This window comes from Hydrogenophaga sp. L310 (genome assembly GCF_055703065.1).
This window is the reverse complement of sequence record NZ_JBVPZA010000006.1, coordinates 222,098-236,507: the sequence shown is the minus strand read 5'-3', so window position 1 is coordinate 236,507 and position 14,410 is coordinate 222,098. Positions and strand designations below refer to the sequence as shown.

General features: G+C 66.1%; 15 protein-coding genes. 1 reads left to right on the top strand and 14 read right to left on the bottom strand.

The genetic code is table 11. From position 1 onward, the window contains the following. Positions 1 to 39: 39 nt before the first annotated feature. The 5 genes from AC0GNO_RS12860 to AC0GNO_RS12840 form a co-directional block, all read right to left on the bottom strand. On the bottom strand, positions 40 to 1,134 hold the full coding sequence (locus tag AC0GNO_RS12860) for a quaternary amine ABC transporter ATP-binding protein (RefSeq protein ID WP_472904199.1): 1,095 nt from the start codon (positions 1,132 to 1,134) through the stop codon (positions 40 to 42). Beyond that, entirely contained in the window at positions 1,127 to 2,014 is an 888-nt protein-coding gene (locus AC0GNO_RS12855) for an ABC transporter permease (protein WP_472904198.1), read from the bottom strand. The genes AC0GNO_RS12860 and AC0GNO_RS12855 overlap by 8 nt, the downstream gene beginning before the upstream one ends. A gap of 109 nt (positions 2,015 to 2,123) precedes the next feature. Further along, on the bottom strand, positions 2,124 to 3,173 hold the full coding sequence (locus tag AC0GNO_RS12850) for an ABC transporter substrate-binding protein (protein WP_472904197.1): 1,050 nt from the start codon (positions 3,171 to 3,173) through the stop codon (positions 2,124 to 2,126). 217 nt (positions 3,174 to 3,390) lie between these two features. Then, positions 3,391 to 4,068 carry a glutathione S-transferase family protein gene (locus AC0GNO_RS12845; RefSeq protein ID WP_472904196.1) on the bottom strand — a complete coding sequence of 226 codons (678 nt, stop codon included), beginning with the start codon at positions 4,066 to 4,068 and terminating at the stop codon, positions 3,391 to 3,393. A 19-nt stretch (positions 4,069 to 4,087) separates the two neighbouring features. After that, positions 4,088 to 4,831 (bottom strand): HAD family hydrolase, encoded by a 744-nt coding sequence (locus tag AC0GNO_RS12840; protein WP_472904195.1) that lies wholly within the window; start codon positions 4,829 to 4,831, stop codon positions 4,088 to 4,090. Between the two features lie 84 nt (positions 4,832 to 4,915). Here AC0GNO_RS12840 and hemH point away from each other — a divergent pair, with 84 nt between their 5' ends. Next, a complete protein-coding gene (hemH, locus tag AC0GNO_RS12835) occupies positions 4,916 to 6,007 on the top strand; it encodes a ferrochelatase (protein WP_472904194.1) in 1,092 nt (363 codons plus the stop codon). Here the strand turns inward: hemH and AC0GNO_RS12830 are convergent, their stop codons facing one another. The 9 genes from AC0GNO_RS12830 to AC0GNO_RS12790 form a co-directional block, all read right to left on the bottom strand. Beyond that, positions 6,008 to 6,343 (bottom strand): type II toxin-antitoxin system RelE/ParE family toxin, encoded by a 336-nt coding sequence (locus AC0GNO_RS12830; protein ID WP_472889433.1) that lies wholly within the window; start codon positions 6,341 to 6,343, stop codon positions 6,008 to 6,010. Further along, positions 6,340 to 6,612: a type II toxin-antitoxin system ParD family antitoxin gene (locus tag AC0GNO_RS12825; RefSeq protein WP_472904193.1), complete on the bottom strand. Its 273-nt coding sequence runs from the start codon at positions 6,610 to 6,612 to the stop codon at positions 6,340 to 6,342. Before AC0GNO_RS12825 ends, AC0GNO_RS12830 begins: the two co-directional genes overlap by 4 nt. 79 nt (positions 6,613 to 6,691) lie before the next feature. Next, on the bottom strand, positions 6,692 to 7,564 hold the full coding sequence (locus AC0GNO_RS12820) for an alpha/beta fold hydrolase (protein WP_472904192.1): 873 nt from the start codon (positions 7,562 to 7,564) through the stop codon (positions 6,692 to 6,694). After that, entirely contained in the window at positions 7,561 to 8,661 is a 1,101-nt protein-coding gene (locus tag AC0GNO_RS12815; protein WP_472904191.1) for a branched-chain amino acid ABC transporter permease, read from the bottom strand. Before AC0GNO_RS12815 ends, AC0GNO_RS12820 begins: the two co-directional genes overlap by 4 nt. A gap of 112 nt (positions 8,662 to 8,773) precedes the next feature. Next, complete coding sequence (locus AC0GNO_RS12810; RefSeq protein WP_472904190.1) at positions 8,774 to 9,760, bottom strand: branched-chain amino acid ABC transporter permease; 987 nt, start codon at positions 9,758 to 9,760, stop codon at positions 8,774 to 8,776. After that, on the bottom strand, positions 9,757 to 10,464 hold the full coding sequence (locus tag AC0GNO_RS12805; RefSeq protein ID WP_472904189.1) for an ABC transporter ATP-binding protein: 708 nt from the start codon (positions 10,462 to 10,464) through the stop codon (positions 9,757 to 9,759). Before AC0GNO_RS12805 ends, AC0GNO_RS12810 begins: the two co-directional genes overlap by 4 nt. 137 nt (positions 10,465 to 10,601) lie before the next feature. Further along, complete coding sequence (locus AC0GNO_RS12800) at positions 10,602 to 11,369, bottom strand: ABC transporter ATP-binding protein (RefSeq protein WP_472904188.1); 768 nt, start codon at positions 11,367 to 11,369, stop codon at positions 10,602 to 10,604. 162 nt (positions 11,370 to 11,531) lie between these two features. Beyond that, a complete protein-coding gene (locus tag AC0GNO_RS12795) occupies positions 11,532 to 12,728 on the bottom strand; it encodes a substrate-binding domain-containing protein (RefSeq protein ID WP_472904187.1) in 1,197 nt (398 codons plus the stop codon). Between the two features lie 175 nt (positions 12,729 to 12,903). Next, the gene (locus AC0GNO_RS12790) at positions 12,904 to 14,394 is read right to left on the bottom strand and encodes a sigma-54 interaction domain-containing protein (RefSeq protein WP_472904186.1); all 1,491 of its coding nucleotides are present in this window, start codon (positions 14,392 to 14,394) and stop codon (positions 12,904 to 12,906) included. Positions 14,395 to 14,410 lie beyond the last annotated feature (16 nt).

Sequence of the window (14,410 nt, the reverse complement as noted above, 5' to 3'; positions counted from 1 at the left end):
GCCTTTTTCATGCCGGGTCCAGAGCCTCTGGTGCAGCCGTCAGCGCGCCTCCGCAGCGGCCGCATCGGGCACGGCTTCCGGGTTCGCCGGCACAATGGCGCCAATGATGTCGCCCATGTTGATCGTGCCCAGGTGCCTGCCCTTGCTGTTGACCACGTTGGCCACATCCTTGTTCTCGGCGCTCAGCAGGCGCGCGGCCTCTTCAATCACCAGGCTCGGATCCACATCGGGTCCTTCGACCCGCGCCCCGGGCAGTGACAGCGTGCGGCAGCGGATCACGCGACCGCGGTTGACGTCGCGCACGAAGCTGGCGATGTAATCGTCCGCTGGCTTGAGCACGATCTGCTGGCCGGTGCCCTGCTGCACCACCTCGCCATCGCGCAGGATGGCGATGCGGTCGCCCAGGCGCAGCGCTTCGTCCAGATCGTGGGTGATGAAGACGATGGTTTTGCCGATCTCCTGCTGCAGATCGAGCAGCACACTCTGCATGTCGCTGCGGATCAGCGGATCGAGCGCCGAAAACGCCTCGTCCATCAGCAGGATCGGCGCGTCGTTGCTCAGCGCACGCGCCAGGCCGACACGCTGTTGCATGCCACCCGAGAGCTGGTTGGGGTAGTTGTCTTCGTAACCCTTGAGGCCGACGCGCTCGACCCAGCGCATGGCGTTGTCGCGCCGCTTCTTGCGCGACACGCCCTGCACCTGCAGGCCGTACTCGGCGTTCTCCAGCACGGTGAAGTGCGGGAACAGCGCGAACTTCTGGAACACCATCGCGGTCTGCTGGCGGCGAAACTGCAGCAGCTCGCGCTGGTTCATCTTCACCACGTCCACCGGCTGGCCGTTCACCTGCACCAGCAGCTCGCCGGCCGTGGGGTCGATGAGCCGGTTGATGTGGCGGATCAGCGTGCTCTTGCCTGAGCCGGAGAGCCCCATCACCACCTGGATGCCACCCGCGGGCATGTCGATGTTGATGTCGCGCAGGCCCAGCACATGGCCGTGAACGTCGCGCAGTTCCTGCTTGCTCATGCCTTCGCGCACCGGCCCGAGGAACTTCTCGGGCGCAGGACCGAAGATCTTGTACAGGTGTCGGATCGAGATGCCGGCGGGCGCGGCTTGCGGCACAGCGTGCTCAACCATGGACCACCTCCAGGTGTTTCTGCAGCCGCTTGCCGTAGGCCTGCGACACGCGGTCAAAAATGATGGCAATGCCCACGATAGCCAGGCCGTTGAAGACCCCCATGGTGAAATACTGGTTGGAGATCGCCTTGAGCACCGGCTGACCCAGGCCCTGCACGCCGATCATCGAAGCGATCACGACCATGGCCAGCGACAGCATGATGGTCTGGTTCACGCCCGCCATGATGGTCGGCAGCGCCAGCGGCAGCTGCACCTGGTGCATCTTCTGCCAGGTGGACGAGCCGAACGCATCGGCGGCCTCCAGCAGGTCCTTGTCGACCAGGCGGATACCGAGGTTGGTGAAGCGGATCACCGGCGGAATGGCGTAGATCACCACCGCGATCAGGCCCGGCACGCGGCCGATGCCCAGCAGCATCACCACCGGGATCAGGTAGACGAAGCTCGGCATGGTCTGCATCACATCCAGCGTGGGGTTGACCACTTTCTGCAGGCGGTCCCAGCGGCTCATGGCGATGCCCAGCGGCAGGCCCACGACCAGCGCGACCACGGTGCAGACGAAGATCATCGAAATGGTCTTCATGGTGTTGTCCCACATGCCGAAGTAGCCGATGGCCAGCAGGGTCAGCACCGTGCCGATCACGATCTTCATGGAGCGCGATGCGAGCCAGGCGATCAGCGCGATGCCTCCGACCACCAGCGGCCAGGGCGACTGGGTGAGCAGGCGTTCGGAGACGAGCAGAAACTCGCGCAGCGGATCAAACAGGCGCTCCATGGTTTCGCCGTGTTCGCGCGTGAAGCTGCGAAAGGCGCCATCCACCGCGCGGCGCACGGCGCTGAGTTGCTCGGAGCCGAGCGAGGGAAATTCTTTCAACCAGGACATGTGTCACTCCTTGGTTCGGTCACAAAAGCAGCCACGAACCCGATGGGTCGGGCAGACGCGCGAACGGGCACCACGCCGAAACGGCGCGGCGCCCATGGAACCGTGCGCGTCAGAGCGCGGCCTTGACCTTCTCGGCGACTTCGGGCGAGACCCAGCCGCTCCAGACTTCGGGCTGGGTCTTGAGGAAATGCGCTGCACCGTCAGCACCCGTGGCCTGGTTGTCGCTCATCCAGGCCAGCAGGGCGTTGACCGTGTCGTTGCCCCAGGCGCGCTGCTTCAGGTAATCAATGGCAGGGCCACCCGCCTTCTGGAAACGGTCGGTGACCACGGTGAACACCTCGGCACGCGCCCAGTCGGTCTTCACCGGTTTGTCGCACTCGGCCTTGGCGTTGCAGGCTTCAAAGGCTTCCTTGTCGTGCGGGTAACCAGCATCGAGCTTGACCATCTCGTACTTGCCCAGGATGGACGTGGGCGCCCAGTAGTACCCCAGCCAGCCTTGCTTGCGCTCGTAGGCCTTGGCGAGCGAGCCGTCCAGGCCGGCGGCCGAACCGGTGTCGAGCAGCACAAAGCCTTGCTTGGCCGCGTCCCAGGCCTTGAAGGCGTTGACCGTGGTGAGCTGGCAGTTCCAGCCCGAGGGGCAGTTGTGCACCACGCCCTTGCCCTTGTTCTCCACCGAGGGAAACAGTTCGGGGTGCTTCAGGGCGTCGTCGATGGTCTTGATGTCCGGGTGGGCATCGGCCAGGTATTTCGGAATCCACCAGCCTTCGACACCGCCGTCTTTCAGCGACTCGGCAGCGTAGTGCAGCTTGCCTTCCTGGACCGCAGCGTCCAGCGGCTGGCGCACGGCGTTGATCCAGGCTTCGGGCGCCACGTCGGGCTGACCCTTTTCCATCATGGCGGTCAGCGTGGGCATGGTGTCGCCCGGCACCAGCTGGACCTCGCAGCCGTATCCCTTGGACAGGATGATGTTGTCGATATGGGCCAGCACCTCGGCGGACTGCCAGTTCATGTTGGCCACGGTGACCTTGCCACAAGCCTGGGCGACTGCGGTTTCAGGCGATGCGGCGGCAGCGGGAGCGGCTTCTTCCACCTTGCCGCAGGCGCTCAGCGTCAGGGCAGCCGTGAGCATGGCAAGGGAGAGATGGGGGGTGTGGGACATGGTTTTCTCCGAGATTCGGGTGGTGTTGTCCACCGGCGCACTGCGCCACTGGATGCGATCTACACCCAACAACCTGAAGAAAACGAACGCTGCTGCAAACGAGGTGACCAGCCGCTCAACCAACAGGGCGTTGGATTGAACTGAGCCATTTAATATACTTTTTTATATAATCCGCACGCAAATACTGAGTCTTTTCATATAATGATATCCGAGTGCTTCACTCGACATTTCGCGCCGCTTCGAGGGCTTTGACGGCCAGGTGAGCGGGCCGCTCCACGCAGCGCACGATCCAGTCGTGCGTGAGCGGGTGATCCGTCATGAGAGTGCGTGCCACGCGGGCCCAGTTCAGCACGCTGGCCACGCACAGGTCGGCCACGGTGAAACGCGACGCCGCCAGGTGCGCTTCACCGCGCCCGTCCTGCTGTTGCAGGTGCCGCTCGATCACGCGCAGCGCCACGGCGAGGCGTTTTTCGGCGGCGGCGGCCAGTTCGGGCTTGCGCCGTTCGGCGGGCATGACCATGCGGTGCATCAACACGGTGAGCGCATCGGCTTCGCATTCGTTCACGGCCCAGAAGCTCCAGCGCAGCGCCTCGGCGTCTTCGCGCACGATGGCGGGCGTGATGCTCTGGCCATCGGCCGGACCGTGGTGACGCGCAATGTAGAGCGCGCAGGCCATGCTCTCCCACACCACGACTTCACCACCCTGCTCCGGCGGCCGTTGATCCACCACCACCGGGATGTGGCCGTTGGGGTTGAGTGCCAGGAAATCGGGGCTGCGCGTGGCGCCGCCCTGGTAGGGCGTGGGCACATGGACGAAATCCAGACCGAGCTCGGTGGCGGCCCAGAGCGGGCGCACGGCGCGCGAGGCGGGGATGCCGTAGATCGTGAGGCTCATGGAAACAAGGTGATGTGGTTCAGCCCAGCGCGCGGCACAGGGCGAGCAGCTCGGGCACGGTGATGTGGGGCGCCAGCGGCGCGTGGTCCCAGGCATGGCCTTCGCGATTCACCCACGCCAGCTGCATGCCGGCGTTCAGGGCGCCCACGCCATCCAGATGCGCGTCGTCGCCGATGTGCAGCACCTGCGTGGTCTCGACGCCGGCGGCCTGTGCCGCGGCGTGGAAGATGCGCGGATCGGGCTTGCCGACGCCAAACTCTCGCGCGCCGATCGACGCCCGAAAATGCGCGCCGATGCCAACGCGGTGCACGTCCGCGTTGCCGTTGGACAGGGCCACCACAGGAAAACGGTTGCTGAGGAACTTCAGCGCCGGCAAGGCGTCCTCGAACAGATCCACGCGCTGGCGCTCGGCAAAGAACGCTTCGAAAGCGGGCTCGGCCAGCGCCGGGTCGTCGCCCGCGCGCTGCAACACCCGGCGGATCGATTCGCGTCGCAGCGCGCTCATGTCGTGGGCCAGTTCCGGCCGCTCGCTGTTCATCTGGTTGCGCACCTCGCGCAACACGGCTTTGTCACCGCACAGCGTGGCGGTCGCGGGCGCGTGTTCGGCCAACCAGGCCTGCAAAACACCTTCGGCGCGCGCGATGGTGGGCCAGATCGGCCAGAGCGTGTCGTCGAGGTCGAGCGTGATGGCGCGGATGCGCGAGACGTCCAGGCCGGCGTCATTCAGCGGAGGCTCGGACGGGCGGGATTCTGGGGTGTTCATCGGAGGTCCTCCGCCTTTCAGGCTGCGGTGCGAGCTTGTTTGGGAGCGGCCCGGCACGCGCTCCTGTCTGCGGGAGAATAGCGCATGGCATTCCAACAAGAACCTCCCTTTTCGCATGGCCAGTCGGCCGGTACGGCCGTTGTGCTGTGCAACCTCGGCACCCCCGACGAAGCCACCGCCCCGGCGGTGCGCCGCTACCTCGCCGAGTTCCTGGGGGACCACCGCGTGGTCGAGATCCCCAGGCCGATCTGGTGGCTGATCCTGCACGGCATCATCCTGCGCACCCGGCCGGCCAAGTCCGCCGCCAAGTACGCCAGCGTCTGGACGCCCGAGGGTTCCCCGCTCAAGGTGTGGACACAGAAGCAGGCCACCCTGCTGCGCGGCTACCTGGGCGAGCGCGGCCACCAGGTCACGGTGCGCTACGCCATGCGCTACGGCAACCCGTCCATCCCCGCCGTGCTCGACGAGCTCAAGGCGCAGGGCATCACCCGCGTGCTGATCGTGCCGGCCTATCCGCAATACAGCGGCACCACCACGGCCAGCGTGATCGACGCCGTCGCCAGCTGGAGCCTGAAGGTGCGCCACCTGCCCGAACTGCGCTTCGTCAACCGTTACCACGACGACGCCGGCTACATCGAAGCGCTGACCCGGAAGATCCGCGCGCACTGGATGCACCACGGCCAGGCCGAGCAGCTGGTGATGAGCTTTCACGGCGTGCCCGAGCGCACCCTGCACCTGGGCGACCCCTACCACTGCGAATGCCACAAGACCGCGCGCCTGTTGGCCGAACGGCTGGGTCTGGCGAAAGACCGCTACAAAGTCACCTTTCAGTCGCGCTTCGGCAAGGCCAAGTGGCTGGAGCCCTACACCGAACCAACGCTGATCGCGCTCGGCCAACAAGGCGTGAAGAGCGTGGACGTGGTCTGCCCCGGCTTCACCAGCGACTGCCTGGAAACGCTGGAAGAGATCAACATGGAAGCGCGCGAGGCCTTCCTGCACGCCGGTGGCCAGACCTTCCAGTACATTCACTGCCTGAACGACAGCCCCGACTGGATCCGCGCCCTCACCGACCTGACCGAGCGCCACCTGCAGGGCTGGCCCACGAAACAGGCCGACGACCCGATGGCGCAGAAGGAAAGTCGAGAGCGGGCGCTGGCGTTGGGTGCAAAGGACTGATCAAGACACAGGATCGGCATCGGACAACCAGGCAGGCATGTCGCGAGCCCCGTGCAGCACGCGCCAGACGTCCACGTGATCGGCCTGCTCCACATAGAACACCAGATGAGGAAACCGCGTGAGTGGCCAGCTGCGAAGTCCGGGCAGGTTCAGTTCATGCGCGTAGCGCGGAGAGCCTGTCGCTGGCTGGCGTCCGAGATGGGCATAAGCTCGCTCCAGTTCATCGATGAAGCCCAGCGCAACTTCAGGCCCCGCCTCCTTGAGGTAGTACCCGATGGCGTCGTCCATGTCCGCCAGAGCCAGCGCCCGCAGCCGGACCGGCTTGCCCAACCTCATGCGCTTTTTCGGCTGGTGGTGATCTTGCGCGGAGTGCGGGTAGCGTCCTGAACCCGTTGCCGGAGGCTGTCAAAGTACACCGGCGACGCCTCCTGCACAGAGGGCGCCGCTGCACCGGCCAGCAACAGGCCGCGCAGGTGCTGCCGGTCCTGGTCGCGCCGGATCAGTTCGCGCAGGTATTCGCTGCTGGTGCCGTAGCCCCGCTGATTCACCTGTTCGTCCACAAAGGCCTTCAAGGTGTCGGGCAAAGAGATGTTCATGGTGCTCATGCCGGAACTCTAAGCCGAATGGCAAATTTTGGCAAACCACGCGCCGTGTTGAAAGATCAACCTGCTGGTGATCTCTCACTCAATGGCTTCCCACCAGAAACCGCTGCACCAGATCCAGCTGCTCCGGCACATTGAGCGCCGGCGCATGGCCGCAACCTGCGATCGTCACCACCAGCGCGCGCGGGCCGCGGTCGCGCATGGATTCGGCGGTGTCGGCCAGCAGCAGGTCGGACTCGGCACCGCGCAGGCACAGCACCGGCACATCGATGCGGTCGTAGGTGTCCCACAACGCGTAGTCCGCCGGATGCTGGGTGAACTGCATCACCATGGCTGGGTCGTAGTGCGGTGTCACGCGGCCGCTGGGCAGGCGGCGGGTGGAGCTTTCGGTGAGCAGCGTCCACTGTGCATCGGTGAGGAATCCGTAGGGCTTGTAAATGCTGCGGAAGTACTGCTCCAGCTCGCCCACGGTATCGAATGAAGCCGGGTTGCCCGCGTAGCTGCGGATGCGCTCAATGGCCGCGTCAGCGATCCTGGGGCCGATGTCGTTGAGCACCAGGCGCTGAATGCGACCCTGCAGCGGACCGGCCGCACACACCATGCCGATGGCGCCGCCCATGGAGGTGCCCACCCAGTGGAAGGACGGCAGGGCGAGCTGGTCCACCAGCGCTGTGGCGGTGCGGGCATAGAAGTCGAGGCAGTACTCGGTCTCGGGTTCCGGGCTCCATTGGGAGAACCCCCGGCCGATGGTGTCGGGGCAGATCACCCGGTGGCCATGGGCGCTCAGGTGTGCGGCCAGCGCATCCATGTCGCGCCCGGTGCGCGCCAGGCCGTGCCAGGCGATCACGGGCAACGATTCGGCCACCCCGGGCGCCGGCGCCCAGTCCATGAAGTGGATCTCGCGGCCTTCGCACGGCAGGTAGCGCGACTGGGGAACCACAGCGGAGGTGTTCATTTCATGCCCCTGAGTTTCGCGAGGACCGAGCGCTCGCGCAGCTTGCCGACGATGCCGGTGGGAAAGTAATACACCGACAGGACGAACAGCACACCCATCCAGAGCAGCCAGCGGTCGGGCGTGAGCAGCGCGGGCAGCAGCGGAATGCCCGCCGTGGCCTCGCCCGTCAGGCGCAGCAGATCCTGCAGGTAACTTTGCGCGAGCACGAACAGCACGCTGCCGATGAGTGCGCCGTAGAGCGTGCCCATGCCGCCGATCACGACGATGAGCAGGATGTCGAGCATGATCTCGAACGAGAGCGAGGTGTCGGGCCCGTTGTAGCGCAGCCAGAGCGCGAGCAGGCAGCCCGCGAGCGTGGCGAACGCGGCCGAGAGCACGTTGGACAGCGTGCGGTAAACGACGGTGCGGTAGCCCAGCGCCTCGGCGCGGAAGTCGTTCTCGCGGATCGCCTGCAGCACGCGGCCGAAGGGCGAATTCACAATGCGCAGGATGGTCAGGAAGATCGCCGTGACCGAAGCGAAGATCAGGTAGTAGGTGATCAGCTTGCCGTTCAGATCGAACTCGCCCAGCGGCGTGACCAGCGGCGCTTCGGTCAGCGTGAAACCGGGCGAGAGCAATTCAGGCACACGGAAGCTCAAGCCGTCTTCACCGCCGGTGAAGTCCGACAGCTGCGAGGCCAGCGTGAGGAAGGCCGAGGCCACGGCCAGCGTGATCATGGCGAAGAAGATCGCTTTCACCCGCAGCGAGAACAGGCCAATGAGCAGCGAGAGCACGAGCGAGATCAGCAGCGCACACAGCACGCCCAGCGCGATCGCAGCCCACGACGGCTCTTCGGCCGCGTTGAGCGCGATCGCCACGCCGTAGGCCCCGATGCCGAAGAACATGGTGTGGGCAAAGCTCACGATGCCGGTGTAGCCCAGCAGCAGGTCGAAGCTGGCCACCAGGGCCACGAACACCAGCACCTTGGCCGCCACGTTGAGCGCCTTCACGCCCGGAAACAGGAAAGGCGCGAACGCCAGGCCGAGGAACAGGATGATCAGCAGCGCGGCCAGCCAGCGGCTGCGCGGGAGGTCTTTGGAGAGCAAACGGTTCAGCATGGGCAAACCTCGGAAATCGGGGGAGCTGAGTCCAGGGCAGCCGCGGAACCGGCTTTGCCGGGCCCAGGCTGCGCCCCCCGGGGGGTGACGCCGAAGGCGGCGCGGGGGGTGTTCATCTGTTCGTCACGGGGTACACGCCCTGCGGTCGCCACAAAAGGATGGCAACCATCAGCGCGATGTTGGAGAACAGCGCGACCTTGGGGGCGAGGAAGCCGGTGTAGTTGGCCATCAGGCCCACCAGCAGCGCGCCGATCAGCGCGCCCAGCGTGGAGCCCAGGCCGCCGATGATGATGACGATGAAGATCAGCACGTTGACCTGCGCGCCCATCTGCGGCGTCACGCTCTGCTGGTACAGGCCCCACATCACGCCGCCCAGACCGGCCAGCGCGCTGCCGGCCACGAACACGCCGACGAACAGGCGCTTGATGCGGTAGCCGAGCGACTCGACCATCTCGCGGTCCTGCACACCGGCGCGGATCAGCAGGCCGACCTTGGTGCGGTTGAGCGTCCAGACCATGGCGGCGAACACGGCAGCGCCCACCAGCACCGCCATGATGCGGTAGCGCTCCACCGAGGCATCGCCCAGCAGCAGCGAGCCACGCAGCGCCTCCGGCAAAGGCAATGCAATCTGCTCGGGGCCCCAGATGACCTTGATCAACTCTTCACCGATGATCATGCCGCCCATGGTGATGAGGATCTGCTTCAGGTGCATGCCGTACACCGGGCGGATGATGAAGCGCTCGAACACCAGGCCCAGCGCACCCGCCACCGCCATCGCCACCAGCATCGCGGGCAGCAGCGCCAGCAAGTTCATCCACAGGCTGTCGGCCACCGTGTAGGTGCCCATGCTGGCGAGCACCGTGGTGGCCACGAAGGCGCCGAGCGCGATGAACACGCCGTGCCCGAAGTTGAGCACGTCCATCAGGCCGAACACCAGCGTGAGGCCCGAGGCGATGATGAAGACGATCATGCCCATCGCCAGCCCGGCCACGGTGAGCGTGAGCCAGGTGGACGGGCTGCCGATGGCCGGCAAGGCGACCAGCGCCAGCACCGGCACCAGAGCCATGGGTTTCCAGTCGAGTTCTTTGAAGGCGATCATTGATGCGCTCCGAGTGAGAGGCCCAGCAGACGGGACTGCATCGATTCATCCGCAGCCAGTTCGGCCATCGGGCCGCTGTGCACCACGCGCCCGTCGTCCATCACGGCGACCGAGTCGCCCAGTTGGCGCGCGAAGTTGAAGTTCTGTTCGACCAGCAGGATCGTGGTCTGTGCCGCCTTGAGCTGGCGAAAGGCCTCGATCATGTTCTGGATGATGGCGGGCGCCAGGCCCTTGCTGGGCTCATCGATCAGCAGCAGCTTGCGCGGCTCGACGATGGCGCGCGACACCGCCAGCATCTGCTTCTGCCCGCCAGACAGCTTGCCAGCCGGGTGGTTCCAGAACTTCTTCATGGCCGGGAACAGGCCGAAGATCCACTCCAGCCGTGTGGTGTCGATGTGATCCAGCGTGCGCGCGCCGCGCGCGGCCAGCAGCATGTTTTCGCGCACCGAGAGGTCCGAGAAGATGCCCATGCTCTCGGGCACGTAGGCCACGCCGCTGTGCGCGATGTCGGGCGTGGGCTTCTGCGTGATGTCCTCGCCGTCGAGCACCACCGTGCCCTGGCTGGCGTGCCACAGGCCCATGATGGTGCGCAGCGTGGTGGTCTTGCCCGCGCCGTTGCGGCCCAGCAGCATGGTCAGCTGTCCGGCGGGCACGGTGAGGTCGACGCCGTGCAGGATGTGGTACGCGCCGATGTGCGTATGCACGCCGGCCAGTTTCAGCAGGGGCGACGCGCGATCCGGCGCCGGGCCGCCCCAAGCCGGATCAGCCCCCTCGGGGGGCAGCGACCCGCGTAGCGGTGGAGCCCCGGGTTCGCCCCGCAGGGGAGAAGACGCTCGGGGGCTCATGCAGCCGCCTCTTCTTTCTCTTCGGGGTTGATGCCGAGGTAGGCCTGCTGCACCACCGGCGAGGCGATGACCGTGGCCGGGTCGCCGTCGGCCACCAGCTCGCCGTTGTGCAACACGATGATGCGGTCCGAGAGTTCGCGCACCACGTCCATCTTGTGCTCCACCAACAGGATGGTCTTGGTCCTGTCGGCCTTGAGCTGGCGGATCAGGTTCAGGATCACGGGCACCTCGTCCACACTCATGCCGGCGGTGGGTTCGTCGAACATGAAGACCTGCGGCTCCAGTGCCATGAGGATGCCCACCTCCAGCTTGCGCTGGTCGCCGTGCGGCAGGCTGGACGCCAGCGCGTCGCCCTTGTCCCCCAGCGCCACGGCGTCCAGCACCTCGTCGGCGCGCACCATCAGGTCCTTGCGGTCGCTCCAGATGCGCCAGAGGTTCAGCCCCGCGCCCGCCCTCGCCTGCACCGCCAGGCGCACGTTCTCGCGCACCGTGAGGTTGGGGAACAGATTGGTCAGCTGGAACGCGCGGCCCAGACCCGCCTGCGCCCGCGACGGCGCACCCAGCGCCGAGATGTCCACACCGTTCAGGCGAACGCTGCCCGCCGAGGCCTTGATCTGCCCCGAGATGAGGTTGAAATAGGTCGTCTTGCCGGCCCCGTTGGGACCGACGATGGCGGTCAGCGTGCCCGGCTCGAAAGCGCAGGACACGGCGTTCACCGCCACGTGTCCGCCGAAGCGGACCGTGAGATCGCGTGTTTCAAGCATGGGGTCTCCAAGCGCCACACAGCAGAAGCGCAGCGCAAGTGCGCGAGCAGTCGCCGCCAGCGGCGACACACCAAGAACACGGCGGAACCGGCTTTGCCGGGCCGCTCGTGTTGTCCCCCTTCAGGGGGAAGCCGCGTCAGCGGCGCAGGGGGTGAAGCGCTTTCAGCGCTTGTTCCTGATCGGAATGGCCAGATCCTCAGGCTTGATCTCGCGCACGAGTTCAGGCACACCCCAGGCAAACGCCGGGTCCACCTTGATCTTGAAGTGGTACATGCTCTGCATCGCCTGGTGGTCTTCCTTGCGGAAGGTCATCTTGCCCTTGGGCGTGTCGAAGCTCATGCCTTCCATGGTCTGGATGAGCTTCTCGGTGTTGGTGTCGCCGTTGGTCTTTTTCAGCGCCGTCACCACGGCCATCGCGGCCGAGAAGCCGCCGGCGGTGAAGAAGTCCGGCGGTGCCTTGAACTGCTTGTAGTGCTCGGCGACCATGGCGTCGTTCACCGGGTTCTTGGGGATACCGAAGTAGTAATACAGCGCGCCTTCCATGCCGGGGAACTGCTTGTAGGCCACCATGGCCGGCAGGATGTTGCCGCCGGTGGCGAGCTTGATGCCGTAGCGCTTTTCCAGGTCCAGCTCGGCGATCTTGGCAAACGGCGTGGGGGCACCCGACCAGCCGACCGAGATGTACTTGGTGCCCGGCTGGTCCTTGAGCTTGTCGACGATGCGCAGCAGGCCGGCGGTGAAGTCGGTCGTGCCCACGGGCAGGTATTCCTCGTGAACGATCTTGGCCTTCTTCATGAAGTCCTTGGCGGCCTTCACGCCGTCACGGCCGAAAGCGTTGTCGTTCGCCAGCATGGCGACCACGTTGCCCGGCTGGTCCAGGGCCACGGCGTTGGCGGCGGCGTCCTGGCTGCTGTTGCGGCCGGTGCGGAAGATGTATTTGTTCCACTTGTCGCCGGTGATCGAGTCGGCCACCGCCGGCTCCACCAGCAGGATTTTTTTGTACTCCTCGGCCACCGGCAGCATGGCCAGCGCCACCGGCGATGCCGTCGGCCCAATCGCCAGATCAACCTTGTCGTCGGCGTAGGCCGCGGCCAGCAGGCTCTTGCCCACGTCGGGCTTGCCCTGGTCGTCCTTCTCAAGCACCACGATCTTCTTGCCACCCACCATCATGGTGCCGCCGGTGGCGTAGCTCAGACCCATCATCAGGCCGGCCTGCGTCTGCTTGGCATAGGCCTCCAGCGGGCCGGTCTTGCTGTGGATGTGGGCGATGCGGATCTCGCCCTTGTTCGACTGGGCAAAAGCCAGCGAAGCCGTGCAGGCGAGTGCGATGACCGCCAGACGGCGGGTGGTGTGGTGCATGTCTTGTCTCCTGGTTGGATGTTTTCCGGCGCTGGCGCCGTGCTTACGCATTGCAGGGTCCGTGCCAGGGAAACAAGTGCTTGATTTCAAACCGATTTTTCAGCGGTGGCTCGGCGATTGTCTGAATTTCAGACAGTCACGGAGGGATGCAGGCGTCTATTATTCAGACACTTGTCTAAATTTCAGACAAGTCCGCAAAACCGGCCGAAGCACCCAGCTTGTCGTACAGGCTGGCGCGCGAGATGCCGAGCAGGCGCGCCGCGGCCGCCCGGTTGCCGCCACTGCGCTGCAGCGCCGCCGCGATCGCGCGTTGCTCGAGTTCGGCGATCTGGGCCGGCAGGGGCCGGGTGTCGACGCCGCCCACGGCCAGGGCCTGCGCGGATGCGGGCATCACGGCAGGCTCGATGCGGTCCAGCCCCGATTCGCGCAGCACCGCCTCCACCTGCGGCGCCGCGATCTGCGGCGAGTCGCTGCGCAGGGCCAGTTGCTCGAGCACGTTGCGCAGCTCGCGGATGTTGCCGCGCCAGGGTTGGGCCGCGAGCAACGCGCGGGCGCAGGGCTGGAGGTCGATCTGTTCGCCCGCGCCGCGCGCGGCAATGTCCTCGCACAGGACTTCGATCAGCAGGGGGACATCGTCGCGGCGCTCGCGCAGCGGTGGTACCCGGATCGGCAACACGTTGAGCCGGTAATACAGGTCCTCGCGAAAACTGCCCTCGCGCACCATGTGCTGCAGGTCGCGCGAGGTGGCCGCCACCACGCGCACGTCGAATCGGACCAGCTTGTTGGAGCCCAGCGGCTCGATCTCGCCTTCCTGCAAGGCGCGCAGCAGTTTGACCTGCACCGACATCGGCATGTCGCCCAGCTCGTCGAGAAACAGGGTGCCGCCGTCGGCCAGCTTGAACTTGCCGTCGCGGCCCTTCTTGTCGGCCCCGGTGTAGGCGCCGGGCGCGACGCCGAAGAACTCGGCTTCGAGCAGGGTGTCGGGCACGGCCGCCATGTTCACGCTCACGAAAGGCCGACCAGCGCGCGGCGATGCGGCATGGATGGCGTGCGCCAGCAGTTCCTTGCCGGTGCCGGTTTCGCCCAGCAGCAGCACCGGGCTGGGCGACGAAGCCGCGCGCCGCGCCTGGCGTTTCACTTCCAGCGCGCCCGGGCTGGTGCCCACGAAACTGGCGAAGGTGTATTTGCTGCGGCGCTGGCTGGCGAGCTCGCGCCGGGCGTCGCTCAGGTCCTGCTCCAGCCGCGCGAACTTGGCGATCAGCGGCTGCAGCGTGGTTTCGGGGTGGTCGAACAGCACGATGCCCAGCACGCCGATGACCTCGCCCGCGTCGTCGCGCAGCGGGATGCGGCTGACCACGAAGGTGCCCGCCTTGTTGGTCAGCAGGTCGATCAGGATCGGCTTGCCGGTGGCCAGCACCTGGTGCATCTGCGTGTTCTGCACCACGCTGGAGACCGGGTGGCCGACGAAGTCTTCTTCGCGCTCGAAACCCAGCGCCGGCAGGAAACGGCGGTACTGGTCGTTGATCCAGACCACGCGGGCCTTGCGGTCCACCAGCATCATGCCTTCGCTGGCGGTGGCGAACAGGTCGAACATGGAGCGCGCGGCAAGCTCCAGGATGCTCTGTGCGTCACGGGGGAGTCGGTTGTCGGCGGTCATGGGTGGCATGGTAGCGCCCATGACC